Annotated in this window: 18 protein-coding genes and 1 other RNA gene; 12 read left to right on the top strand and 7 right to left on the bottom strand. The window is 70.4% G+C overall.

Annotation, left to right across the window (positions count from 1 at the left end; genetic code table 11):
- The first annotated feature begins 1 nt into the window (after position 1).
- From CLV30_RS21625 to CLV30_RS21615, 3 genes are all read left to right on the top strand, one after another.
- On the top strand, positions 2–1,018 hold the full coding sequence (locus CLV30_RS21625) for a patatin-like phospholipase family protein (protein WP_106539316.1): 1,017 nt from the start codon (positions 2–4) through the stop codon (positions 1,016–1,018).
- 62 nt (positions 1,019–1,080) lie between these two features.
- Positions 1,081–2,763 (top strand): L-glutamate gamma-semialdehyde dehydrogenase, encoded by a 1,683-nt coding sequence (gene pruA, locus CLV30_RS21620; RefSeq protein ID WP_106539315.1) that lies wholly within the window; start codon positions 1,081–1,083, stop codon positions 2,761–2,763.
- A 73-nt stretch (positions 2,764–2,836) separates the two neighbouring features.
- On the top strand, positions 2,837–3,424 hold the full coding sequence (locus tag CLV30_RS21615) for a hypothetical protein (RefSeq protein WP_129711053.1): 588 nt from the start codon (positions 2,837–2,839) through the stop codon (positions 3,422–3,424).
- A gap of 16 nt (positions 3,425–3,440) precedes the next feature.
- Here CLV30_RS21615 and CLV30_RS21610 read toward each other — a convergent pair whose 3' ends face one another.
- Complete coding sequence (locus CLV30_RS21610) at positions 3,441–3,935, bottom strand: DUF2505 domain-containing protein (RefSeq protein ID WP_165358680.1); 495 nt, start codon at positions 3,933–3,935, stop codon at positions 3,441–3,443.
- A 30-nt stretch (positions 3,936–3,965) separates the two neighbouring features.
- On the opposite strand from CLV30_RS21610, the gene CLV30_RS21605 reads away from it, so the two are divergent.
- Positions 3,966–4,790 (top strand): tryptophan 2,3-dioxygenase family protein, encoded by an 825-nt coding sequence (locus CLV30_RS21605; protein ID WP_106539312.1) that lies wholly within the window; start codon positions 3,966–3,968, stop codon positions 4,788–4,790.
- A gap of 111 nt (positions 4,791–4,901) precedes the next feature.
- Positions 4,902–9,827, top strand: coding sequence for an NAD-glutamate dehydrogenase (locus CLV30_RS21600; RefSeq protein WP_106539311.1), 4,926 nt, complete (start codon positions 4,902–4,904; stop codon positions 9,825–9,827).
- A 76-nt stretch (positions 9,828–9,903) separates the two neighbouring features.
- Here the strand turns inward: CLV30_RS21600 and CLV30_RS21595 are convergent, their stop codons facing one another.
- Positions 9,904–12,162, bottom strand: a complete 2,259-nt coding sequence (locus tag CLV30_RS21595) for an MMPL family transporter (RefSeq protein ID WP_106539310.1) — start codon at positions 12,160–12,162, stop codon at positions 9,904–9,906.
- A 149-nt stretch (positions 12,163–12,311) separates the two neighbouring features.
- Between CLV30_RS21595 and CLV30_RS21590 the strand changes: the two genes are divergently transcribed.
- The 6 genes from CLV30_RS21590 (at position 12,312) to smpB (ending at position 18,369) form a co-directional block, all read left to right on the top strand.
- Positions 12,312–13,103: a TetR/AcrR family transcriptional regulator gene (locus tag CLV30_RS21590; RefSeq protein WP_106539309.1), complete on the top strand. Its 792-nt coding sequence runs from the start codon at positions 12,312–12,314 to the stop codon at positions 13,101–13,103.
- Positions 13,104–13,288: 185 nt separating this feature from the next.
- Complete coding sequence (gene prfB / locus CLV30_RS21585; protein ID WP_205740950.1) at positions 13,289–14,407, top strand: peptide chain release factor 2; 1,119 nt, start codon at positions 13,289–13,291, stop codon at positions 14,405–14,407.
- A 100-nt stretch (positions 14,408–14,507) separates the two neighbouring features.
- Positions 14,508–15,197, top strand: a complete 690-nt coding sequence (ftsE, locus tag CLV30_RS21580; RefSeq protein ID WP_106539307.1) for a cell division ATP-binding protein FtsE — start codon at positions 14,508–14,510, stop codon at positions 15,195–15,197.
- A gap of 63 nt (positions 15,198–15,260) precedes the next feature.
- Positions 15,261–16,163: a permease-like cell division protein FtsX gene (ftsX, locus tag CLV30_RS21575; RefSeq protein ID WP_106539306.1), complete on the top strand. Its 903-nt coding sequence runs from the start codon at positions 15,261–15,263 to the stop codon at positions 16,161–16,163.
- Between the two features lie 204 nt (positions 16,164–16,367).
- Positions 16,368–17,840: a M23 family metallopeptidase gene (locus tag CLV30_RS21570; protein ID WP_129711052.1), complete on the top strand. Its 1,473-nt coding sequence runs from the start codon at positions 16,368–16,370 to the stop codon at positions 17,838–17,840.
- Between the two features lie 58 nt (positions 17,841–17,898).
- Positions 17,899–18,369, top strand: coding sequence for an SsrA-binding protein SmpB (gene smpB, locus CLV30_RS21565; protein ID WP_106539304.1), 471 nt, complete (start codon positions 17,899–17,901; stop codon positions 18,367–18,369).
- A 13-nt stretch (positions 18,370–18,382) separates the two neighbouring features.
- Here smpB and CLV30_RS21560 read toward each other — a convergent pair whose 3' ends face one another.
- The gene (locus CLV30_RS21560) at positions 18,383–20,350 is read right to left on the bottom strand and encodes an acyl-CoA dehydrogenase family protein (protein ID WP_106539339.1); all 1,968 of its coding nucleotides are present in this window, start codon (positions 20,348–20,350) and stop codon (positions 18,383–18,385) included.
- Positions 20,351–20,536: 186 nt separating this feature from the next.
- Here CLV30_RS21560 and ssrA point away from each other — a divergent pair.
- Positions 20,537–20,908: a transfer-messenger RNA gene (gene ssrA / locus CLV30_RS21555) on the top strand.
- A 388-nt stretch (positions 20,909–21,296) separates the two neighbouring features.
- On the opposite strand, the gene CLV30_RS21550 is transcribed toward ssrA, so the two are convergent.
- From CLV30_RS21550 to CLV30_RS21535, 4 genes are all read right to left on the bottom strand, one after another.
- Positions 21,297–22,148: an alpha/beta hydrolase family protein gene (locus tag CLV30_RS21550; protein WP_106539303.1), complete on the bottom strand. Its 852-nt coding sequence runs from the start codon at positions 22,146–22,148 to the stop codon at positions 21,297–21,299.
- Positions 22,149–22,197: 49 nt separating this feature from the next.
- Positions 22,198–23,289, bottom strand: a complete 1,092-nt coding sequence (locus CLV30_RS21545) for a class I SAM-dependent methyltransferase (RefSeq protein WP_106539302.1) — start codon at positions 23,287–23,289, stop codon at positions 22,198–22,200.
- 109 nt (positions 23,290–23,398) lie between these two features.
- The gene (locus CLV30_RS21540; protein WP_106539301.1) at positions 23,399–25,030 is read right to left on the bottom strand and encodes a LuxR C-terminal-related transcriptional regulator; all 1,632 of its coding nucleotides are present in this window, start codon (positions 25,028–25,030) and stop codon (positions 23,399–23,401) included.
- A 60-nt stretch (positions 25,031–25,090) separates the two neighbouring features.
- Positions 25,091–25,939 carry a helix-turn-helix transcriptional regulator gene (locus tag CLV30_RS21535; RefSeq protein WP_106539300.1) on the bottom strand — a complete coding sequence of 283 codons (849 nt, stop codon included), beginning with the start codon at positions 25,937–25,939 and terminating at the stop codon, positions 25,091–25,093.
- Positions 25,940–26,002 lie beyond the last annotated feature (63 nt).

Raw genomic sequence — 26,002 nt, 5'->3', positions numbered from 1 at the left:
CATGGAGCCGATGCGTCACACCGATCCTCGACGGGGACTGGTGCTGGGCGGCGGGGGAGTGCTGGGCGCGGCGTGGATGGTCGGCGCTCTGCAGGCGATCGAGGACGCGACCGGCGTCGACGTGCGGACGTTCGACCACATCGTCGGCACCTCCGCCGGTTCCGTCATCGCCGCTCTGCTGGGCGCCGGTGTCGACGCCGGGCAGCTGCGCGACCACCAGCTCGGGCGTGTCGTCACCGGCCCGCTCGCGGACCACCCGTGGGACTACGACACCGCGACCGGAGGCTCGCACCCACTGCGCCCGCGGTGGGGCGTGGGCTCGCCGCGGATGGTCACGCGCAACGCGCGCCGGCTGCGGCGGATGCCGCCGCTGGCGGTGCTGTCCGCGCTGGTTCCCGAGGGCCGGGGCTCGCTGAGCGGGATCGGCGAGCTGGTGGACGCCGTCGTGCCGGACGGGCGATCGTGTCCGCACCCCGGCGTGTGGACGGTCGCGTTGGACTACGAGACCGGGCGGCGGGTCGCGTTCGGACGCTCCGACGCGGCGCCGGCGTCACTGGCGGACGCGGTCATGGCCTCGTGCGCCATCCCCGGCTGGTTCGCGCCGGTCACCATCGGCGGGCACCGCTACGTCGACGGCGGCGCCTGCTCGGTGACGTCGGCCGACCTGCTCACGGGCCTGGGCCTGGACGAGGTGTACGTGGTCGCGCCGATGGTGTCGTTCGAACTCGACCATCCGAGCGCGCTGCTGTCCCGGCTGGAGCGCCGTTGGCGGGCGCGGTGCACGCGGCGGTGCGTGCACGAGGCGCGCAAGCTCCGCGCCGAGGGGACACACGTCGTCGTGCTCGGTCCCGGTCCGGAGGATCTCGAGGTCATCGGCGCCAACGTGATGGACGCCGGCCGGCGGCTCGAGGTCCTCGAGACCTCGATACGCACGTCGGCCGACACGCTGTCCCGGTTGCGGCGTACACCGCTCCCTGGCGGACACGAACCGGCCGGGACGGTGGATACTGGGCCGTGAGGTACCGAGGTGCTTCACGCCGCTGACCGATACTCGACGACGACGATCGGAGCTGTCGTACCATGCCACCCACGCCTGGTGTCTTCCCTAGTGCCTTCGATGCCGTGACCAACGTTCCACCGCCGGTGAACGAACCGAATCTGTCGTACGTACCCGGGTCGCCCGAGCGCGCCGAGCTGGAGCGCGCGCTGACCGATCTCGGCTCCACTCGTCACGAGCTGACCTGCACCATCGGTGGTGATCAGAAGCTAGGCAGCGGAGCCGAGACCGACGTGGTGCAGCCGCACGCGCGTCACCACGTCCTCGGCACGTTCGGTAACGCGGGAGCCGACGACGCCATGGCCGCCGTGCAGGCCGCCCGGCAGGCCGCGCCGCAGTGGCGCGCGCTGTCCTTCGACGACCGGGCGGCGGTCTTCCTCAAGGCCGCGGAGCTGCTGTCCGGTCCGTGGCGGCAGACCATCAACGCGGCCACCATGCTCGGGCAGTCGAAGTCCGTGGTGCAGGCCGAGATCGACGCGGTCTGCGAGCTGATCGACTTCTGGCGGTTCAACGTCGCCTTCGGCCGCGAGCTGCTCGCCGAGCAGCCGGTCGCGCATTCGAAGGGCATCTGGAACCGTCTCGATCACCGTCCGCTGGACGGCTTCGTGTACGCCATCACCCCGTTCAACTTCACCGCCATCGCGGGCAACCTGCCTACGGCGCCGGCGCTCATGGGCAACACCGTGGTGTGGAAGCCCAGCCCGACGCAGCAGCTCGCGGCGCATTTCACGATGCGCCTGCTCGAGGCGGCCGGGCTGCCGCCCGGCGTCATCAACATGCTGCCCGGCGACGGCCTCGCCGTCTCCGAGGTGGTCCTGGCGCAGCCGGATCTCGCCGGACTGCACTTCACCGGCTCGGCGCCGACGTTCCAGTCGCTGTGGCGCGGCATCGGCGAGAACATCACGAACTACCGCGGCTATCCGCGCATCGTCGGCGAGACCGGCGGCAAGGACTTCGTGCTGGCGCACCCCAGCGCCGACCCGGGCGTGCTGCGCACGGCGTTGGTACGCGGCGCGTTCGAGTACCAGGGCCAGAAGTGCTCGGCCGCGTCGCGCGCGTACGTGCCGCGCAGTGTCTGGAGCCGGATGCGTGACGACTTCCTGTCGCTGACCGAGTCGCTGCCGATGGGGCCGACCACCGAGATGTCGAACTTCCTCGGCGCGGTCATCGACGACCGCGCGTTCGCGAAGCACGCCGCCGCCATCGAGCGGGCCAAGGCCGACCCCGCCGTCGACATCGTCGCGGGCGGCACCGTCGACGACTCCGAGGGCTGGTTCGTCCGGCCCACGGTCATGGAGTGCACCGATCCGGAGGACGACGTCTTCGTCACCGAGTACTTCGGGCCGATCCTCGCGGTCCACGTGTACGATGACGCCGACTACGACGCGGTGACGACCCAGCTCGAGGGCGTCTCCGACTACGCGCTGACCGGTGCGGTCATCGCTCAGGACCGGGCCGCCATCGCGCGTACCACCGAGGCGCTGCGCTTCGCCGCCGGCAACTTCTACGTCAACGACAAACCCACCGGTTCGGTCGTCGGGCAGCAGCCATTCGGTGGAAGTCGGGCCAGTGGGACGAACGACAAGGCGGGTTCGGTGCAGAATCTTCTACGGTGGACGAGTACTCGCGCCGTGAAGGAAACCTTCGTGCCGCCGCTCACGCACGAGTACCCGCACATGCAGCGCCGTCCGGACGACGCGGGTTGACCCGGACGACGCCGCATGACCAGCACGACCGACATGCCCGGAGGCACGAAATGAACACGAGGTGTCACGCGTGATGGATGATCGGCTGTCGACCAGGCCGTATGTTGCTCGAGCGGTGCGGCTGCTCTCCCAGCCACGTCGTAGCCCGGCCGACGGTGCCCTGGTCACCGCGGTAGCGCTACGGCTGGCCGCTCTGGACAGCGACGGCGAGACCGCCGAGCGCCTCGTGGCGGCCTCGGACCGGGTCATGACCGGCGTCGCCGGACTGATCGGCGAGCAGGCGCCGGCGTCGGACTGGAGCGACACCGCGGAGGCGCTGGCGCTGATGATCGCCGGTCGCCCGTTGCAGCGTGGGCACCTCACGTCCGCACGGACGACGCTGGGGTCGGCGGACAAGGTCATCGACCTGTCCGACCGGCTGCGGCGCACCGCCGAGGAACCGCTCGACCGCGACGACCTCGGCCGTGCGCTCGCGATGGCCGTCACCGGCCCGGCGGAGCTCGCCGAGGCGCTGCGCGAGAACGGCGGCGAACAGCCAGCCGCGCCGTCGACGAACCCGGCGGCCGAGGCCCCGGCCTCGCGGCAGGGCGGCCGGCGGGCCGGCGCGGCCGAGCGCAACGTTTCGCTGCGCGCGCTCGACGGGGGTGCGCCCGGGCGCTGACAGTCGGGGCTGCGCGTCAGCGCTGCTCGGCCAGCCAGGCGCGGCCGACGCTCTCCTCGATCCGGGCGGCTTCGGCGAGCCCTTCGTGCACGGCTCGCTCGACCTTGCCGGCCACCAGCGGCACCGAGGCCTTGACGGTGCCGTCGATGGTCATGACGGTGCCGCCGTCGCTGCGCTGCAAGCTCATGGTGCCTGAGCACGACACCGGTGTTCCGACCATGTCCAGCGTGATCGTGCCCGACCGCGTGCCGTCGGGGCGGGCGGCCTCCCAGACGTCGGTCTGCTGGATCTCGATGGTGTCGCCGACGAACCGGCGCACGAAATCCGGCACGTCCGGTGGCATGACACGTGTGAGCTCGATCGTGACGCGCTCGCCCTGCCGGGTGATGGTGACGTCGTGGCGCAGAGCCTTGGCCGCGGTGGTCTTGCGGGCGATGAACGTCTCGTCGGTGAGCATCTCGAACACGGTGGCCGGGTCGGCGTCGTAACGCAGCTCGCTGTGCAGGTCCATGACCATCATCCTCGCCCATACCCTGGTCCGGTGACACACGATGGTGACGAAACCTCCCGGCAGGAACGGTCCGAGGCGCCGTCGGCGCACTTCGGCGAGGACGGCGCACGGCTGACCTACGGCACGTACCTACGGCTCGACGGGCTGCTCGGCCAGCAACAGCTGCAGACCGACGCCCATGACGAGCTGCTGTTCATCACGATCCACCAGGTCTACGAGCTGTGGTTCAAGCAGCTGCTGCACGAGGTGCAGGCGGCGCGAGAGGCGATGTTCGACGGCCGGCTGTGGTGGGCCCGGCATCTGCTCGCGCGGGTGCACGAGATCGAGCGGATCCTGATCGAACAGGTCGGCGTCCTCGAGACGATGACCCCGCAGGATTTCCTCGAGTTCCGCGCCCGGCTGGCCCCGGCCAGCGGGTTCCAGTCGGTGCAGTTCCGTGAGCTGGAGTTCGTGTCCGGCGCGAAGGACGAGGCGTTCCTGGCCCGGTTCCGCGGCCTGACCGCCGACGAGTCCGCGCGGCTGCGGCGCCGCCTGGACGAGCCGACGTTGTGGGACGCCTTCCTGGCGGTGTTGCGCTCGTACGGGCTCCGCGCGGACGGCGACGAGCAGGTGCGCGGGTCGCTGCGGACCGCGGCGCACGACCGCGGCGGTTACGGCGACGTCTGGGAGCTGGCCGAAGGGCTGCTCACGCACGACGAGATGGCCGCGGACTGGCGGGCACGGCACGTCACGATGGTCGAACGCATGATCGGCACCAAGTCCGGCACCGGGGGGTCGTCGGGCGCCGGCTACCTGCGCAGCAGGCTGGACCTGCGGTACTACCCGCTGTTGTGGGAGCTGCGCTCCTGGCTGTGAGCCGCCGTCGGAAGGGCCCCGGCCGGCGCGCACGGGACGGCCCACAACGGCTAGGGTCTGAGGGGTCCCGTACGACGGCGTGCGGGGTGACGGATCCGTGGGTGGTGGACCATGCGAAACCGGCTGGACGAAGCCAAGGCCGAACTGCTCGCCAAGGCCGCGACGGTCGGCGACCGTAGCCGCCGCGAGGACGACGAGTCCTTCCTGCGCCGCTACTATCGCCACGTCGCCGCCGAGGACCTCGTCGACCGTGACGTCGTCGACGTCTACGGTGTCGCCGCGTCGCACCGGCGTGCCGCGCAGAGCCGGCCACAGGGCACCGCCGTCGTCAACGTCTACACGCCGACCATCGACGAGCACGGCTGGGCGTCGGGGCACACCGCCGTCGAGGTCGTCATCGACGACATGCCGTTCCTGGTCGACTCCGTCACCATGGCGCTCAGCGAGCACGACCACCCCATCCGTCTCGTGGTGCACCCGCAGATGGTCGTGCGCCGTGACATCACCGGCGAGCTGCTCGAGATCTGCGACTTCGGCGACAACGACCCGCGGCTGGCCGAGACCGCCGACGCGGTCGTCGAGTCGTGGATGCACGTTGAGATCGACCGCACCGACGACCCGGAGGAGCAGAACCGCATCACCGAGCGGCTGCGCGGTGTGCTGCGCGACGTGCGAGAGGCCGTCGAGGACTGGCAGCGGATGCGTAAGCGGGCCGAGGACCTGGCCGACGAGCTCGACGCGCCGCCGGATGACGTCGTGCTCTCGGTGCCGGACGTCGAGATCGACGAGGCTCGCGAGCTGCTGCGCTGGCTGGCCGACGACCACTTCACGTTCCTCGGCTACCGCGAGTACATGCTCGACCAGGTCGAGGGCGAGGACGTGCTGCGCGCGGTCACCGGTACCGGGCTGGGCATCCTCCGCGCCGACCAGGACCTGTCCGGCTCGTTCGGCAAGCTGCCGCCGGAGGTGCGGGCGAAGGCCCGCGAGAAGCGGCTGCTCGTTCTCACCAAGGCGAACTCGAAGTCGACGGTGCACCGGCCCGCGTACCTCGACTACATCGGCGTGAAGATGTTCGACGCCTCCGGCGAGGTCGTCGGCGAACGCCGGTTCCTCGGACTGTTCACCTCCCCGGCCTACACCGAGAGCGTGCTGCGCATCCCGGTGCTACGGCGCAAGGTGCAGGAGGTCATCGACCGCGCCGGGTTCGCGCCGACCAGCCACTCGGGCAAGGACCTGCTGCAGGTGCTCGAGACCTATCCGCGCGACGAGCTGTTCCAGACACCGGTGGACGACCTGCTGCCCACCGCTCTCGCCGTGGTCCACCTGCAGGAGCGGCGCGCGCTGCGGATGTTCGTCCGTCGCGACGACTACGGGCGGTACCTGTCGATCCTCGTCTACCTGCCGCGGGACCGCTACAACACCGGCGTCCGCGAGAGCATTCAGCGGATCCTGCTGGCCGCCACCGGCGGCGAGTCCATCGACTTCACCGCGCGCATCGGCGAGTCGGTCCTGGCCAGGCTGCATTTCGTCATCCGCATGGGCCGCGAGCAGCAGCTGCCGGACATCGACGTGACCGCACTGGAGCGCCAGCTGGTCGCCGCGACCCGCTCGTGGAGCGACGAGCTGTCCGACGCGCTCGCCGAGCAGGTGGGCGAGGAGAGCGCGGCCACGCTGCTGCGGCGCTACCGCGACGGGTTCCCGGAGGGCTACAAGGAGGACTTCTCCGCCCGCACCGCGGTCGCCGACCTGCGCCGCCTCGAGGAGCTGCCCGAGAGCGACGGGCTCGGCATGAACCTCTACCAGCCCGTGGGCGGGCCGGTGGACGACCGCCGGTTCAAGATCTACCGCACCGGCGCCGCGATCTCACTGACCCAGGTGCTGCCGATCCTGTCGCGCATGGGCGTCGAGGTCGTCGACGAGCGCCCGTACGAGGTCGTCCGGCACACCGCCGACGGTGACGTCACGGCCTACATCTACGACTTCGGTCTGCGATACGTGGGGCTGCGGCCCGGCGAGGCGGAACGGCTCAAGGTGCTGTTCCAGGACGCCTTCGCCGCCGTGTGGCGCGGAGTGGCCGAGAGCGACGGGTTCAACGCCCTGGTGCCGCAGGCCGGACTGTCCTGGCGGCAGGCGTCGATCCTGCGCGCCTACGCGAAGTACCTGCGTCAGGCCGGTTCCACGTTCAGCCAGAACTATCTCGAGGAGGCGCTGTCCGGCCACGTCGACGTGGCGCGCCGGCTCGTCGAGCTGTTCGAGATCCGCTTCGACCCCGAGCGCCACGCCGACGACGAGACCGGCCGGAGCGCACGCGAGACCGCGGCGGCCGAGGTCACGACCCGTATCGAGGAGGCGCTCGACGACGTCGCCAGCCTGGACCAGGACCGTATCCTGCGTTCCTTCCTGCGGTTGATCAACGCCACGCTGCGCACCAGCTACTACCGGCTGACCGACGACGGCGGGCCGGACGCCATGAGCTTCAAGCTCGACTCGCGCTCGCTGCCGGAGCTGCCGGAGCCGCGCCCGGCGTACGAGATCTGGGTGTACTCGCCGCGTGTCGAAGGCGTGCACCTGCGCTACGGCGCGGTCGCCCGCGGCGGGCTGCGGTGGTCGGACCGTCGCGAGGACTTCCGCACCGAGATCCTCGGCCTGGTCAAGGCGCAGGCGGTGAAGAACTCGGTCATCGTCCCGGTGGGGGCCAAGGGCGGCTTCGTCGGCAAGCGGCTGCCGGACCCGTCGGCCGGACGCGAGGCATGGCTGGCCGAGGGCGTGGAGTGCTACAAGACGTTCATCCGGGCGATGCTCGACGTCACCGACAACCGTGCCCCCGACCGCACCGTCGTGCCTCCGCAGCGGGTCGTGCGACACGACGGCGACGACCCGTACATGGTGGTCGCGGCCGACAAGGGCACCGCGACCTTTTCCGACATCGCGAACCAGGTGTCGAAGGACTACGGGTTCTGGCTCGGTGACGCCTTCGCCTCCGGCGGGTCGGCCGGCTACGACCACAAGGCCATGGGGATCACCGCCCGCGGGGCCTGGGAGTCCGTCAAGCGGCACTTCCGCCAGCTCGGCCGGGACTGCCAGCGCGAGGAGTTCACCGTCGTCGGCGTCGGCGACATGTCCGGTGACGTCTTCGGCAACGGCATGTTGCTGTCCGAGCACATCCGGCTGGTCGCGGCGTTCGACCACCGGCACATCTTCCTCGACCCGAACCCGGACGCGGCGAGCTCGTACGCCGAGCGCCGGCGGCTGTTCGAGCTGCCACGGTCGACCTGGAACGACTACGACACCGACCTGATCAGCGACGGCGGCGGCGTGCACCCGCGGTCGGCGAAGTCCGTCGCGCTGACGCCGCAGGTCCGCGAGGCACTGGGCATCGACGGGTCCGTGGAGTCGATGACCCCGGCGGAGCTGATGCGCGCGATCCTCACCGCGCCGGTCGACCTGCTGTGGAACGGGGGCATCGGCACCTACGTCAAGGCGCGGACCGAGACCAACGCCGACGTCGGTGACAAGGCCAACGACGCCATCCGGGTCAACGGCGAGCAGCTGCGCTGCCTGATCGTCGGCGAAGGCGGCAACCTCGGTCTCACCCAGCGCGGCCGTATCGAGTACGTGCTCAGCGCCGATAGTGACAGCGATCGCGGGCACCACGGCCACCACGTGAACACCGACGCCATCGACAACTCCGCCGGCGTCGACACGTCCGACCACGAGGTCAACATCAAGATCCTGCTGGACGCAGTGGTGCGGGCGGGTGACCTGACCGAGAAGCAGCGCAACGAGCTGCTGGCGGAGATGACCGACGAGATCTCCGATCTGGTGCTGGCGAACAACTACAACCAGAACGTCGCGCTGGCCGGTGGTGTGCACCAGGCCGGCAACCTCGCCCACGTGCACCGGTCCTATCTCAGCAAACTCGAGAACAACGGCCTGCTGGACCGCACGCTCGAGGCGCTGCCGACCGACCGGCAGATGGCCGAGCGGGTGAGCTCCGGCCGTGGGCTGACCGGTCCGGAGATGTCCGTCGTCCTCGCCTACACGAAGAACATCATGTACGAGGAGCTGCTGGCCGGCCGGGTGCCCGACGACCCGTACCTGGGCTGGGCGCTGCACGCCTATTTCCCGAGTGCGCTGCGAGAGCGCTACCCGGAGTGGATCGACGAGCATCCGCTGCGGCGCGAGATCATCACCAACGTCGTCGTCAACCAGCTGGTGAACGAGGCAGGGACGACGTTCGCGTACCGCCTGGCCATGGAGACCGGCGGTTCGCTGGAGGACCTGGCGCGCGCGCACACGGTCGCCGGGGTCGTGTTCCGCATGCCCGAGCTGCACGCGGCCGTCAACGATCTCGACACCGTCGTGCCGTTCGAGGTGCAGACCGAGATGCGCCTCGCCGGGCGCACCATCACCGAACGGGCGACGCGCTGGCTGACCGTCAACCGGCGCCCGCCCATGGACATCGCCTGGCAGATCGGGTTCTTCGAGGAACCGATCTCCAGGCTGCTGACGGCGCTGCCGGACGTGCTGGTGGGCCGCGAGCAGGACCTGTTCGCCCAGCGCCTCGACACGCTGACCACGGCGGGGGTCCCGGACGAGCTGGCCACCAGGGTCGCGGTGCTGCCACCGGCGTACGCCGGGCTCGGCATGGTGGACACCTCGCTGACCACCGGGACCGATCTGCTCGAGGTGGCGCACGTGCACTTCACGCTGGGCGCGTTCCTCGAGCTGGGCCGGCTGCTCGAGCGGATCGTCTCGCTGCCGCGGCACGACCGGTGGCACACCATGGCGCGTGCGGCGTTGCGCGACGACCTGCACGCCCTGCAGGCGTCGCTGGCCGCGCAGGTCATCCGGCACACCGACGAGTCGGCCGAGCCGCGGGCCCGGGTCGAGGCGTGGGCGGCGCAGGACGAGGTGGTCGTCGGCCGGGCGCAGCAGACCCTGCACGAGATCGTCGAGGGGGACAGCTTCGACCTGGCCCGGCTGTCGGTGGGCCTGCGCGCCGTCCGCGGCCTGCTGCGCACCGACTCGACCTGACGACGGGAAACGATCAGGTGACACGGCGGGTGCACGCAGGCTCCCGCTGTCACCTGATCGTTTCTCCGGGTGATGCTCACCTGGCTCCGGCCGGCTCCAGGTCCTTGTCGGCATGGCCGGCGGTGTCGTCGAGGTACAGTTCCGGCCGCCCCTCGACGTGCAGCTGCGGAAGACGCCGGTCCAGCCACGACGGCAGCCACCAGTTCGCCCGTCCCAGCAGGTTCATCACCGCGGGCACCAGCAGCATCCGCACGATGGTCGCGTCCACCAGGATCGCCGCGGCCATGCCCACGCCGATGACCTTCAGGAACACCTCGGGGCTGGGGACGAACGCCGCGAAGACCGACACCATGATCGCCGCGGCGGCGGTGATCACCCGTCCGGTACCGGCGAGTCCCTCGACGATCGCGCGGCCGTTGTCCCGGGTGCGCATCCACGTCTCGCGCATGCGGCTGATCAGGAACACCTCGTAGTCCATGGACAGACCGAACAGCACGGCGAACACGAGTACCGGGATGAACGCCGGCATCGGCGTCTCGGTGTCGATGCCGACGAGCTGTCCGGCCCATCCGCCCTCCAGGACGAGCGCCACGACACCGTAGGCGGCGGCGACGGACAGCAGGTTCATCACGGCGGCGGTCACCGGGATGACGAGGCTACGGAACGAGACGAGCAGGAGCAGCATCGACAGCGCGACCACACCGCCGATGAGCAGGGGAATCCTGCTGGCGGTGTTCGACGTGGAGTCGATCGAGGCGGCGGTCACGCCGCCCACGTGGACCTGCGCGCCGCTGCCGTCGGTGGCCGCCGGGATCACGTCGTCGCGCAGCGCACGCACCAGGTCCTCGGTCGCGCCGTCCTGCGGGCCGGTGGTCGGTACCACCGTGAGCACCGCGGCGTCGCCGGCCGGGTTGAGCTGCGGGGGCGAGACGGCGGCGACACCGGGTGTCGCGCCGAGCTCCTCGGCGAGCGCCGGCAGCGCGTCCGCGGCCTCGGACGACGGGAGGTCGGCGACCACCAGCAGCGGCCCGTTCGCCCCGTCGCCGAACCCGTCGGACAGCATGTCGTAGGCCTGGCGAGCCGAGCGCTCCTCGGGGTTGTTCCCCGCGTCCGGGAACCCGAAGCGGACCCCGAGGAACGGCGCGGCCAGCGCCAGCAGCAGCCCGACACCCAGCACCGTCGCGACGACGCTGTGCCGGTCGATCAGCCGGCCCCACCGCGTCCAGGCACGGCCGGGCTCGACGTGTCCGCCGGTGGCGACCCGGACGTCGCGCCGCCGTCCCAGCGGCAGCCGGAGCCGGTCGACCCACCGGCCGAGATAGCCGAGCAACGCCGGGAACAGGGTGACGGCCGCGGCCATCACCACCAGCACGGCCACGATCGTCACGATCGCCGCGCCGCGCATGAACGACAGGCCCATCGCGAACAGCCCGAGCATGCTCACCACGACGGTGCTGCCGGCCACGATGACCGACCGGCCGGCGGTGTCGAGGGTGGCGACGGTGGCACGTTCCGGATCGAGGCCGGCGGCACGCCATTCGCGGAACCGGGTGACCATGAGCAGCACGTAGTCGATGCCGAGGGCGATGCCCATCATCGTGGCGAGCGCGGTGGACCAGTCCGGAACCTCGGTCGCCGCGGCGATGATGCCGGTGAGCGTCGCGCTGACGCCGAGACCGGCGACGGCCACGACCAGCGGGAGCCCGGCCGCGACGACGGAACCGAACGTCACCAGCAGGATGACGGCCGCGGCGGCCATGCCGATCATCTCGGAGCCGATCTCCTCCTGTTCGGCCGCCTGGATCGTCTGCCCGCCGAGGGCGACGTCCAGCCCGGCGTTCTCGGCGTCGGCGGCGGTGTCCAGCATCGCCTCGGTGACCTCGACGGGCATGTCGGCCGGGGTGGTGACGTCGAGGTGCAGCTGTGCGTGCACGGTCCGGCCGTCATCGGAGATCGAGCCCGGTGCGGTGTACGGGTCGTCGACGGCGGCGACGTGGTCCATGCCGCCCAGTTCGTCCAGCACGGCGGTGACGTCGCCGCGAACGGCCGGGTCGGTGGCCGGTTCGTCCGACCGGAACACGACGTCGACGACGTCGCCGGCCTGCGCGGGGAACCGGTCGGCCAGCAGGTCCTGCGCCTGCGCGGAGTCGGAGCCGGGTGCGGAGTAGTCGGCGGTGAACTCGCCGGCGAACGCCGACGACAGGCCGACGGCGCCGGCGATCGCCAAGACCCAGGCGATGACGACGCGTCCGCGCATGCGGAACGCGGCGCCGGCGAGCCGGCCCAGGACACCGGCGCGCGGTGGCGACGGCGCGGATGTGTCTGCGGTGGTCATCGGGGGCCTCCTCGTGAAACTCCGTTGAAGTTACAATGGTTCATTAGTGTTATGGGACGTAACGAAACACGATCGGAGTCTTGCTTGTCAAGAGGCTTCACGTCTGTGACGATGCTTAACGGAAGCTCACCTGAGGAGGCGCGGGAGAAGTGGCCGACGAACCGATCGATGCGACAGTCGCTGACGACCGCCCCGCCGAGCAGCCCGCGATGTCGCGTCGCGAACGTGCGCGGGCGGCCACCGTCGACGAGATCAAGAACACGGCGCTGCAGCTGATGCGCGAGCAGGGGACGACGGACTTCCGGTTCTCCGACATCGCCCGGCACATGGGCATGACGGCTCCGGCTCTGTACCGCTACTTCGCCGACCGGGACGAGCTGCTGACCCAGCTGATCGTCGACGCCTTCGCCGATCTCGGCGCGGCCGTCGCCGAAGAGCGCGACCGGCTGCCGAAGGACGACCCGGGCGGGCGGTTCTTCGCCGTCGCCCAGGCCTACCGGCGATGGGCGCTGGGTGAGTCGCAGCGGTTCGCGCTCATCCTCGGCATGCCGGTGCCCGGGTACGCGGCTCCGGACGAGGGGTCGGTCACCGAGGCGGCGCGTGGTGCGATGATCGAGCTCAAGTCGCTGTTCTTCGACGCGATCGAGCTCGGGGTGCTGCGCGAGCCCCGGTTCCGCGACGCGCCCGATCCCGTGTGCCGGTTCACGGCGGGCCGCGACGACCCTATGCAGCCCGATGACGCTCCGGCGCTGTCGGCGGAGACCTTTCAGGCGATGCTGCACTGCTGGACGGCCCTGCACGGCTTCACCAGCCTCGAGGCCTACGGGCACCTCGACTGGCTGCCGGCCGATGCCCGAGAGGGGATCTTCGAGACCAACATGCGCGTGGTCGCCGACGCCGCCGGCCTGCCGCCGCCGGCGAACGCCGCGAACTCCGCGTGATGGGGCGCGGTTACTGGTGCTCTGACCCCACCAGTCGCACCCCCATCACACGTACGGCGAGCAGTCGGCGAGTCCGTCGACCGACCGTGGCGAGAAGCCACGCCCAGCGACCCCGGGTGGTCGGCCGACGCGCGTCCTCGCCACTGTCATCGGAGCGGCCGTGATAGCGCGTACGCTTGTCCGACGTGGCAGCACGTGATTTGGACGCCGAGATCGCCGAACTCTCCGAGACGCTGGCCGGTATCGAGCAGGTCCTCGAACCGGACAAGCTCGCCGAGCGCGTCACCGACCTCGAAGAGCAGGCAGCGTCTCCCGACCTGTGGGACGACGTCGAGAAGGCGCAGCAGGTGACGAGTCAGCTCTCGTACCGCCAGGCCGAGCTGCGCAAGGTCACCGAGCTGCGCCAGCGGGTCGACGACCTGCCGGTGATGGTGGAGCTCGGGCGTGACGAAGGCGACCCGGACGCGATGGCCGAGGTCGAGCGCGAGATCGACGACCTGCGCAAGACGGTGGCCGACCTCGAGATCCGCACGCTGCTGTCCGGCGAGTACGACGAGCGCGAGGCCGTGGTGACGATCCGCGCCGGCGCCGGCGGGGTGGACGCGGCGGACTTCGCCGACATGCTGCTGCGGATGTATCTGCGCTGGGCCGAACGGCACGGCTACAAGACCGAGGTCCTGGACACCTCCTACGCCGAGGAAGCCGGCCTGAAGTCGGCGACGTTCGAGGTCAAGGCGCCGTTCGCGTTCGGGACGCTCTCGGTCGAGGCGGGCACCCACCGGCTGGTGCGCATCTCTCCGTTCGACAACCAGGGCCGTCGCCAGACGTCGTTCGCCGCGGTCGAGGTCATTCCGCTGATCGAGCAGACCGACCACGTCGAGGTGCCCGAGAACGACATCCGCGTCGACGTCTTCCGCTCGTCCGGTCCCGGCGGACAGAGCGTCAACACGACCGACTCGGCGGTGCGCATCACCCACCAGCCGACCGGCATCGTGGTCTCGATGCAGAACGAGAAGTCGCAGATCCAGAACCGGGCCGCGGCGATGCGGGTGCTGCAGTCGAAGCTGCTGCTCCTGCAGCGCGAGCAGGAACAGGCGCAGAAGAAGGAGATGGCCGGGGACGTCAAGGCGTCCTGGGGCGACCAGATGCGCTCGTACGTCCTGCATCCGTACCAGATGGTCAAGGACCTGCGGACCGAGCACGAGGTCGGCAACCCCCAGGCCGTGCTGGACGGCGACATCGACGGGTTCCTCGAGTCCGGCATCCGGTGGCGCAAGCACGAGCAGGCCAAGGCGCAGGCGTGACGCTGAGCGTTCATGGGCGCGCCGACGTACACTCACATTCGTGCTCGGTCCCGGCAACGGGGGCCACGGGTGCGTCTGAGATCAACACCGGCGAGGCATCGTGATCCGATTCGACAACGTCAGCAAGCTCTATCCCACCCAGACCCAGGCTGCGCTCGACAGCCTCACCATGGAGGTCGAGAAGGGGGAGTTCGTCTTCATGGTGGGCCCGTCCGGGTCCGGGAAGTCGACCTTCCTGCGGCTGGTGCTCAAGGAGGACCGTCCCACTTCGGGACGTATCCGGGTGGCAGGTAAGGATCTGCACCGGCTGTCGAACTGGAAGGTTCCGCACCTGCGCCGGCGTATCGGCACCGTCTTCCAGGATTTCCGGCTGCTGCCGAACAAGACGGTCTTCGAGAACGTGGCGTTCGCGCTGCAGGTCATCGGCAAGCCGCGGCGGCAGATCGGCCGGGACGTCCCGGCGGTGCTCGAGCTCGTCGGGCTGGAAGGCAAGGAAGACCGCATGCCCGACCAGCTCTCCGGTGGTGAGCAGCAGCGGGTCGCGGTCGCGCGCGCCTTCGTGAACCGGCCGCTCATCCTGCTCGCCGACGAGCCCACCGGAAACCTCGACCCGGCCACGAGCGTCGGCATCATGAAGCTGCTCGACCGGATCAACCGGACCGGGACGACGGTCTGTATGGCCACCCACGACCAGTCGATCGTGGACCAGATGCGTAAACGCGTGATCGAGCTCGAGCAGGGCAAACTCGTCCGCGACCAGACCCGAGGCGTGTACGGCTACTCCCGGTAGCGGCGACCGACGACCTCACGACCGCGGCCGTCCAGGCCACCGAAGGCAACCCGGAAGAGAGCGATGCGCTTCCAGTACGTGTTATCGGAGATCACCACGGGTCTCCGGCGCAATCTGACGATGACCGTCGCGGTCGTCATCACGGTGGCGATCTCGATCGCCCTGTTCGGCACCGGCCTGCTGGTGCGTGCACAGGCCGAGACGACCAAGGGCTTCTGGTACGACAAGGTCGAGATCTCGGTGTTCATGTGCAACGAGTACGCCACCGGCGCCGGCTGCGCGGACGGTCAGGTGACCGACGCCCAGCGCGAGACGATCCGGCAGACGCTCGAGGAGCACCCCGAGGTCGACGAGGTCTTCTACGAGAACCAGGAGCAGGCCTACAAGCGGTTCCAGGAGCAGTTCGACGAGTCCATCGCCGAGAGCATCACCCCCGATCAGCTGCAGCAGTCGTTCCGGGTCGCGCTCAAGAACCCGGAGGAGTACGAAGGCGTCGTCTCGGCGGTCTCCGGCCTCGCGGGCGTGCAGGACGTCTCGGACCAGCGCGAACTCCTGGGGCCACTCTTCCGGGCGTTGAGCGGGTTCCAGATCGGTGCCATCGGGGTCGCGGCGTTGCAGGTCGTGGCGGCGGTGTTGCTGATCGCGAACACCATACGTCTGGCCGCGTACAGCAGACGGCGTGAGACCGGCATCATGCGCCTGGTCGGCGCGTCGAACTTCTACATCCAGCTGCCGTTCATCCTCGAAGCGGTCATCGCGGGTCTCGTCGGGTCGATCGTGGGCTGCCTGGCGTTGTTCGGGATGGAGCAGCTGATCATCAGCAGACTCATCGCGCCGAACCTGACGTTCACCGCATGGGTCGACAGCGGGGACGTGTGGGCCACGGTGCCGTGGCTGCTGTTGACCGGTGTGCTGATTTCCGCGATGGCTTCCTTCATCACCCTGCGGCGTTATCTACGAGTCTGAGCCGTGAATGACACCGGTGTTTTTTGGCTGGTGTCGGCGGAAACGGCGGCTGTGCCGGGGTGTCGTGCCCCGCGTGTGGCACCCGGCGCGGCGCCGTCGCACGTCGTGTGCGCTGTGACGAATCTGTTCGTGACCACTTCGCGTCCAGAGTGAACGATGTTACGGTCGAGCACGAGTGGTGCGAAGGGGGCAGCTGTGAAAGCTGTGACTGATGGGTTTTCGTGGACGCGCCGGCTGACGGTGCTCGTCGCAACCGTCGGCGTTCTCGGGTCCGGCCTGGCGCAGGCGTGGGCCGAGGACCCGGAGGACCGGCTGAAGGACGTCGAGAACAATCTCGGCGAGGCGAGGAACGAGCTCGCCCACTCCACCCAGGCACTGGCCGACGCCACGCGGGCGTACCAGAACGCGGTGGCCAAGCTGCCGGCCGCGGAGGCGAACCTCGCGAGCGCCCGGCAACAGGTCGAGGCCGCGCAGAACAAGCTGGAGGTCGCGCGGGGCGAGGTGGCCGCCGCCCGGGCGGCGGACAAGGCCGCGGCCGAGCGCCTGGCCGAGGCGGAGGCCGAGGTCGAGAAGCAGAAAGCCAGGATCGACGAGGTCTCCGGGCGTATCGACGGCAAGCGTGCCTCGATCAGCCAGGTGGCCGTGCAGGCCTACCAGCGTGGCGCCGGCGGTGACCTGGCGAGCATCGCCGCGGTCATGCAGGCGGAGAGCCTGCAGGACCTCGCCTCGGGCATCGAGGCCACCCAGTCGGTGGTCAACGCCGAGGACAGGGTGCTCACGAGCCTCAAGCAGAACCGCGCCGAACTGGCCAACGAACGCGTCGTGCTCGAGGACCTGCGCGCCGAGGCCGAGTCGCTGCGGCAGGAGGCGGCCGCGCGTCTCGACGAGACCAAGCGGCGCGAGGAGCAGGCCGAGGCGGCGCAAGCCGCGGCCGTGTCGGCTCGTGAGTCCGCCGCCGCGGCCAAGGCCGACGTCGACCGCCTGGTCGCCGCCCGCGACGACGCCGTTGCCGCGGCGCAGAAGGCGAAGGAGAAGGACGCGACCCAGACCGCCGCGCTCGCGGCCGAGCGGGAGAAGATCCAGCAGGAGATCGCTGCGATCAGACAGCGCGAGCGCGAGCGCGAACGCCAACGGGAGCGGGAACGCGAACGGGAGCGCGAACGCGAACGCGAACGGGAGCGTGAGCAGGAGAACTCGGACGACGACTCGGACGACGGGTCCGAGGACGACGGCTCGGACGACTCCGGCGAGAGCGACTCGGACGAGGAGTCCGACGACTCCGACGACGACTCCGGGTCCGGCCTGCAGTACCCGGTGTCGAACCCGTACATCACCTCGTCGTACGGCATGCGCGTCCATCCGATCACCGGCGTGTACAAGCTGCACGACGGCACCGACTTCCGGGCGTACTGCGGCACCCCGATCCGCTCCGCGGGGTCCGGATCGGTGGAGTGGGCGAACTACCGCAGCGGTTACGGCAACCAGGTCGCGGTGAGCCACGGCGGGATGGTGACGACGTACAGTCACCTGTCCCGGTTCGCCGCCAGTCCCGGTGAGTGGGTCGTGCAGGGTGAGGTGATCGGATACTCCGGTACCACGGGTAGTTCGACCGCGTGCCATCTGCACTTCATGCTGTATGTTGACGGCTCGCTGACCGACCCGATGGGCTACCTGTAGCGGGCCCGGCGCGAAACGGAGTCGTCGCCGGGGTGGTCGAGGTGACATCCTGGGACGCATGGCACGGGAACGCGGACGGTCGCTGATCGCACAGAATCGCAAGGCGCGCTACGACTACCACATCGACGACACGTACGAGGCCGGGATCGTGCTGACCGGTACCGAGGTCAAGTCGCTGCGCGCAGGAAAGGCGTCCCTGGGCGACGGTTTCGCCGACGTCCGTGACGGTGAGGTGTGGTTGCGCAACGTCCACATCCCGCAGTACGACCTGGGCACGTGGACCAACCACGAGCCGAGGCGCTCGCGCAAGCTGCTGCTGCGCCGCGACGAGATCAGCCGCCTGATCGGCAAGACCCGTGAGGCCGGGTTCACGCTGGTGCCGTTGTCGTTGTACTTCAAGGACGGCTACGCCAAGGTCGAGATCGCGCTCGCCCGCGGCAAGAAGGCACACGACAAGCGCCGCGCGATCGCGGAGAAGGAAGCCAAGCGCGAGGCCGAGCGGGCCATGGCCTGGGCCCGCAAGCGCTGAGAACGGCGGGGCTCTACTCGCGGGTCGACGGCATCGTCCGCCGGGCGACGTTCTCGGCGCCGGCCGACGACTCCGGGTCGGCCACCCACGGTCCGGTGCCCTCGCTGACGTCGAGCACGTCGGCCTCGAACCAGGTGTGCTCGCCCCGGAGGACGGCCTTGGCCAGCGCCTCGTCGGCGGCGTCGGTGTTGTGCCAGAGCGCCTCGAACAGCCGCTCGACGCGCAGCCGCGCCTGCCGCGCGAACACGTCGGCCAGTTGCGCCGCGTCGTGGGCCTCGTCGGCGCCGTCGTCGGCGAGCATGCGGGCCCGGGTGCAGCTCGCGGCGATGGCGAACAACTCGGCGCCGATGTCGACGACACGGGCGAGGAACCCCTGCTTGCGCTCGAGCCCGCCCTGCCACCGGGCCATGCCGTAGAAGGTGTGCCGGGCCAGGCGCCTGCTGGCGCGCTCGACGTAGCGCAGGTGCCCGGCGAGTTCTCCGAACTCGCCGTACGACGCGGGCAGCTGGCCGCTGCCGGTGACCAGCTGCGGCAGCCAGCGGGCGTAGAAGCCGGTGGCCTTGGCCGCGGCGCGTGCCTTGCCGGCCAGGGCCACGTCCGGGTCGATGACGTCGCCGGCGGCCTGCAGGTGCGCGTCGACCGCCTCGCGCGCGATCAGCAGGTGCATGATCTCGCTGGAGCCCTCGAAGATGCGGTTGATGCGCAGGTCGCGCAGGATCTGCTCGGCCGGTACCGCCCGTTCGCCGCGGGCGCGCAGCGACTCGGCCGTCTCGTAGCCGCGGCCACCGCGGATCTGCACCAGCTCGTCGGCGATCTTCCATGCGGTCTCGCTGGTCCACAGCTTGGCCAGGGCCGCCTCGATGCGGATGTCGCGGCGTCCCTCGTCGGCCAGGTGCGCGGACAGGTCGAGCACCGCCTCCTGCGCGTAAGCGGTGGCGGCGATGTAGGAGATCTTGTGCGCGACCGCGGCATGACGCCCCACCGGCTTGCCCCATTGGACGCGCTCGGCGGACCATTCGCGGGCGATCTTCAGGCACCACTTCGACGCCGCCGTGCACAGGGCCGGGATGGACAGCCGACCGGTGTTCAGTGTGCTCAGCGCGATCCGCAGGCCGTCACCCTCACGGCCGAGCCGGTTGGCGGCAGGTACCCGGACGCGGTCGAACCGGGTCACGCCGTTCTCGATCCCGCGCAGTCCCATGAACGCGTTACGGCGTTCGACGGTGATGCCGGGGGAGTCGGCCTCGACGACGAACGCGGTGACGCCGCCGGGTCCGTCGTCGTGCTCGGGCACCCGCGCCATCACGACGAGCAGCTCCGCGACGACACCGTTCGTCGTCCAGAGCTTCACGCCGTCGATGTCGTACGCGTCGCCGCCGTCGACGGGCGTGGCCGTGGCGGCCAGCCGGGCCGGGTCGGAGCCGACGTCCGGCTCGGTGAGCAGGAACGCGCTGACGCCGCCCTGGGCACAGCGCGGAAGGTAGGCGCGTTTCTGCGCCTCGGTGCCGTACTGCTTGACCGGTTCGGGGACGCCGATGGACTGGTGCGCCGAGACGAGGGCACCGATGCTGGGGTGGACGTCGCCGAGCAGCATCAGCGCCCGGTTGTAGCCCACCTGGGTCAGCCCGAGCCCGCCGTACGCCTCGGGGATCTTCATGCCGAAGACGCCGAGCCTGGCCATCGCCTTCATGTACTCGTCCGGGATGCGCGACTCGCGCTCGATGACGGTGCCGTCCAGCTCGGTCTCGCACAGGGTGCGCAGCCGGTCGTGGAAGGCGTCGGCGCGCGCGGCGTCGTCCGCGGGGGTCCGCGGATGCGGATGGATCAGGTCGAGCCGGAACCGGCCCAGGTAGAGCTCCTTGGCGAACGACGGCCGGTCCCAGCGGGTCTCGCGCGCGGCCTCGGCGACCCGTCGCGCCTCGCGTTCGTCGACCGGCACCCCGCCGGCCGTGGTGTCCGAGTGACCCGTCGCGTCCGTCATGGTGCCGCCTCCGCTCGTCGGCGTCACCACCATGTTACTCGCAAGTAGCGATTCGGCCAGAACGTGTCGGGCCCGGAGCAGGTGGTGGGCGAGCCGGGAATCTGATTCGCCCGTTCGTCGTTGTAGGCAGTATCCTCAGACGAGTCCCAGCGCGGGTCGCTCGTGCGGGGGTTTGAAAATTCAAGAGGGGGTGAGCGGTTTCGACTTCGCACGTCGAACCAGGGGAAGCGGGCCGAGGAGGCCGCGTTATCTCGTTAACGCTCGCGGCAACGTTACAAGTGCCAACGAAAAGCGCACTGACTTCGCCCTCGCCGCCTGAGGCAGGGAGCTAGAAGTCTGTCGACCCGGGTTCGCTTCCGACCCGGTGTTCGGCATCATTGAGGAGGCTCACCTGCCGGTACGGTCGCGGGACCGGCAGGGACACTCACGCGACTGGGCTCGTCACGGTGGACTCGCCTGCGTGATCACCGGAGCCGAGTAGAGACACAGCAGGCTGCGCCCGGAGAAGCCCTGAGGGAGCGTCGAAGGACCCGGGTTCGATTCCCGGCACCTCCACCCCTGTTTACGAAGCGGCCGGCCAGAGACTCTCTGGCCGGCCGCTTCGTCGTTGCGCCGGGCCGCGGCTACTCGCCCGCCACGCGGGCAGCAGCGTGCTCTTGCCCGAGCCCGACGGGCCCGTGATCGCCGTGAACGCGCCGCAGTGGCCGATCGACCCACGTGCCGGACGTCGTGAAGCCGGACAGATCACTCGTGGTGTAATTTGGTTAGCCAAGCCTCAGTAAACCCACCCTGAGAGGTCTCGCCATGTCTCGCACGCTCCGCGCCGTCGCCGGGTCCGCGGCGGCCTGACAGGCAGGACGCGGCGGGTGCCGCGGTGATGATCGCGAGTGTCATCAGGAACGCGCTGAGATGGCTCCCAGCCGGGGCGCGGCCATTCGCCGGCTGCTCATCGGAGACTCCCGTCGGTCAGCGGATGCCGGTCCCAGAAGGAGGTCACGGCGGCCGCCACCTCGTCGGTGCGCTCGAGGTGGAGCGCATGGGCGGAGCCGGGTCCGTCGAGATGCACGATCTCTGCCCCGGGGATCGCCCGGGCGACCGCCTCGCACCGGGAGCGCGGGGTCACCAGGTCTTCCTCCCCGGAGATCACCAGCGTGGGGGCCGCCACCGAGGCCAGCCGGTCCGTGGTGTCGTGGGCGAAGACCGCCTCCCACTGTTCCGCCACCACGCGGGCCTGGTCGGTTGTCTGTGGGAACAGGGGGAGGAACGACTCGAGCTGCTGCTGGAAGTCGGGGGCGTTGAGCATCCGGGCGGAGAAGCACAGCCCCAGCGCACCGAGGGCCGACTCGAGGTCGCCGGTGTCCCAGGCATGCCGCATCGCACCCAGAACGGCTGTCTGGAACCCGTCGAGGCGGGCCCAGGTGCCGTAGAGCCCGAGGCTGACGACCCGGTCCGGGTGTCGGAGCGCGAGCTCCTGGGCGACAGCGCTGCCGAGCGACCAGCCCAGTACGTGGGCCGTCGCGATCCCCCGAGCGTCGAGCAGCGCCGCTGCGTCGTCGGCGAGGCTGGCCGTGGTGATCTCACCCCCGCCGCGGGAGGATGCGCCGATGCCGCGGTGGTCGTAGGAGAGGGCCCGCCGGTGTGCGGACACGGCCGGCTCGAGCGGTCCCCATACGCCGAGCGAGCCCGCGGCGCCCATGATGAGCAGCACCGGTTCCCCGACGCCGACGTCGCTATATTCGAGGCGCACCCCCGTGCTCACGTCGACGGTCTGGGTGGTGGTGGACTGGGTCGAGGTCATTGGATTCTCCTTGCGCTGGTGGGTGGAGGGTCGGCGGTGGCCGCCGAACTCACGGTTTCTGCGCGACGTAGTAGAGGTTGAAGGGCTCGGTCTCCACCTCGTTGACTTCCACGTCGACGAATCCGGCGTCAGCGATCATCGACGTCGCCAGTTGACGGCCCCAGCCGGTGCCGAGACCGGCCCCGCCCAGGCCGAGGGAGACGCTCATGCAGTGCAGCGTCGAGACGGTGTAGATGAAGGTTCCCCACGGGATCGCGAAGTTGTCCTCGACGTTGCTCGAAGCCTTGATGTCGCCGGCGAAGAAGGTGCCACCCGGTCGCAGCGCGCGGCACGCCGCGGCCAGCACGCCGGCCGGGTCGGCCTGGTCGTGGATGGCGTCGAAGGCGGTGACCAGATCGTGGCGCTCGGAGTCCCGCATCCTGGCCACGTCGACGACCTCGAACGTGGTGTTCGCCAGGCCCAGTTCGGCGGCCTCGTCGCGAGCCCAGCCGATGGCGTCGGCTGAGAAGTCGTAGCCGGTGAACGTGCTGTCTGGGAACGCGCCGGCCAGCACGTTCACCGCGTGCCCGCGGCCACATCCGATGTCCAGCACGTCGATGCCGGCCTCGAGCCGCTCGACGAGTCCCGGAGCGAGCGGCAGGAGCACCTCGAGCAGAGCGCCGTCGACGGCCGCGCCGCTGACCCCGGCCATGGTCTCGTGGAAGCGCTCGTAGGCGGAGTACGGGAGACCGCCGCCGGTGCGGAAGCATTCGACGATCCCGGGTTCGGCCTCGCCGAGCATGGAGATGAAGGTGGTGAGCACAGCGAGGTTTCCCGGCCCGGAGGCGCGGATCAGCGAATTGGCGTGCTCCACCGGCAGGTGGTAAGTGTGCGCCACGGGGTCGTAGTCCACGATCCGCGCCATGGTCATCGCCTTGAGCCATTCGCGCACGTAGCGCTCGTTCAGGCCGGCTGCGGCGGCGACGTCGCTGCTGGTGGAGGGACGCAGCCCGGCGAGCGTGTCGAACAGCCCGGTCTGGTGTCCGATGCTGATCATCAGTGCCGCTGCGGCGTCATCGAAGATGGAGAGCACCCGGCCGGCGAACTCCTCTGCCGCGACGGGGTCGATCGACGGCTGCGGGGCGATCTCGGTGGTGGCCATGACGAGCTCCTCTCGATGCTGTGGACTCCTCACGCTAGGAAGTCCGGGCACCTCGGGGCATCGGGAGAATCCCCACGACCTGGGGACCGGCGTACGGCGAATGCCGTAGTCAGGATCCGGCTCGGTGAGCTCGAACCCCGTGGTCGTGGGCCCAGGCGGCCGCGGCGGTCCGGGAGGTGACGCCGAGCTTGACGTAGACGTTCGAGAGATGGCGCCCGACGGTCTTCTCGGTGATGTGCAACGCGGCGGCGACCTGGCGGTTGGTCTCACCCAGGGCGACCCGGCCCAGCACCTCGGCCTCGCGCCAGGTCAGCCCTCCGGGTGGTTCGTGCCGCGGGAACGTTCGTACGCCGAGGTCGGCCAGCGAGCGGCGAGCGACCAGGTCCTCGGTCTCGGCCTGGCCGTCGTGCCCGAGTTCGCGCAGGCAACCGGCGAGCAGCAGCCGCGCCTGGGCGGCGGCGTACGGTGCGGTCATCGCCTCGTAGCCACCGATCGCCTTGCGCAGCGGGGCCAGCGCCGCTTCGTGCTTCCCGGCCGCCAGCGCCGTCAAACCGTGCGCGTGCGCGGCCCAGGTTCTCATCCCGGGGCTGGGAAACCTCACGCTGATCTGCGCGAGCTCGAGGCGCGCGGCCTCCGCGACCGCGGGAGCACGTGTCTGATGGGCCACCTCCGCCTGTGCCAGCAGGAGCGGCGCGCGATGCAGGGGGTCACTCTCGTGACGGGCAAGGGCCAGGCGCAGCCCGTCGATCGCCTCACCGCCCGCGCCGCGGGCCAGAGCCAACCGGGCCTCTTCGGGTTGGGTGTCGCCGCCGTGTGCCCGCGCCTGCTCGAGTGCGCGCGCAGCCTGGTCCAGCTCGCCGCGGAGCCGGTGGATCTCGGCGAGCTGGCAGTGTGCCTCCGCAACCACCGACGCGTTGATCCCCTCGACGTCCCGGCAGACCTGCATCGCCTCGCGCTCGGCCTCGCTCCACGCGCCTGCCTGGTTGAGCAGCTGGACCCGGCGGACGCGGCAGATGCCCAGGTACATGGCCGCGCTGGAGAACTGCGCACACCAGCGCTCGGTGGTCTCGGTCCATCGCCGGGCACGTTGCGCGTCCGCCAGGTCGTGGCAGACCGCGATCATGTCGCAGTAGATCCCACCGGCGTACTCCGGCTTCACGTCTCCGGCGAGCACCGGAAGCATGGCTTCGTCGAGCAGCGCGAGTCCGTCGGCGACGTCTCCGAGGCGGACCCTGGCGACCCCCTCGACCGCGAGCCCCAGCGCGCTCAGCGTGCTCTCTGCGAGCTCGGCGCCGAGCCGCTGCAGTTCCCGTCCACCTTCGGCCGCCCGCCCCATGTCGGCCTCGCCCAGCAGGCCCAGGCACTCGACGTAACGCAGCAGCCCATGGGCGAGCCCGGGCGGACGTCCTTCCTGCAGTCGCCGGGCACGACCCAGCCAGCCGGACCCGATCGTGACGTCGCCGCGCAGGATCCAGATGACCGCCATGTCCACGGCGTTGGCGGCAGCCGCTTCCTCGTCGCCCTCGGCCAGGAACCGTCGGTGGCACTCCTCGCCGGTCTCGAGGCTCTCGCTGACCTTGCCCAGCCACCAGGCAGCCTGGCCGAACCGGGCGAGGGCCGCGGCCGGGAGTCGTGTCCCGCCCTCGTGAGCGTCGCGAAGCAGCCGGTACACCGTGTGCCAGTCGCCGCGCTCACGGGCCGCCTCGGTCGCCTCGAGCAGCCGCGTCGTCTCTGGATCCATTGACGCAAAGGTAGACCCGGAGAAGCGAGTAGCGAGTGCTTTGCGCCCTCCGGGAGCGGTTCAGCGGACCTCGCGGGTGACGTCCTGGGTGCCCAGGACGGAGAGCAGTTCCAGCTGCGCCGCCGAATCGGTGCCGGGCACGGGCGTGAACCACAGCAGCCGCTGGCGGCCGTCCTCACTGATCAGGTTCAGGCAGTTCACGTCGAGGATGCCCAGCGACGGGTGCTGGATGCGCTTGCGGTCTCCCCGCCGTACGGCGACCTCGTGCCGTTGCCACAGTTCCGCGAACTCGGCACTGCGCGCTTGCAGGTCGGCGACCAGGTCCCCGGCCTCCGCGTCGCGACCGCGTCGGGCCACCGCGGCACGCAGGTCCGCCACGAACGTGCCGGACTGGCGTTCGTGATCGTCCGCGGGGTAGATCGCCCTGGAGGCCGGGTCGGTGAACCAGCGGTACACGAAGCTGGCCCGTACGCCCTTCGCGGAGGGAGCCGGGCCGAGCAGGGCGACCGCGAGCGGGTTCTGCACGAGCGTCACGTGCAGGTCGGTGATCACCTGGGCCGGCGTTCCGGACAGCCGGTCGAGCAGGTCGAGCATGCCGGGGTGCACGTGCGCCGCGGCGCTGCCCGACGGGGGAACCGGGCGCCCGGCGAGGTGGTACAGGTGGTCTCGCTCGTCGAGGCCCAGCCGCAGGGCGCGGGCCAGCGCCGCGACCATCTGCTCGGACGGCTGAGCCCCGCCGCCGCGTTCGAGCTCGACGTAGTAGTCGACGGAGGCGCCGGCCAGCTGCGCGACCTCGTCGCGGCGCAGCCCCGGCACACGGCGGCGCGGTCCCGGAGACAGGCCGACATCCGACGGGCGGATGCGATCGCGTCGCGACTTCAGGAACGCCCCGAACTCTGCCAGGTCCACCGGACCAGTATGCGCCGGCAGCCGGGCGTGACCCAGGGGATGACAACCCCTGGGTCAACGGCG

The sequence above is a fragment of the Haloactinopolyspora alba genome, from assembly GCF_003014555.1.
GTDB classification, from domain to species: domain Bacteria; phylum Actinomycetota; class Actinomycetes; order Jiangellales; family Jiangellaceae; genus Haloactinopolyspora; species Haloactinopolyspora alba.
The sequence above is the reverse complement of the archived record's forward strand: the minus strand, read 5'-3'. Positions and strand labels throughout refer to the sequence as shown.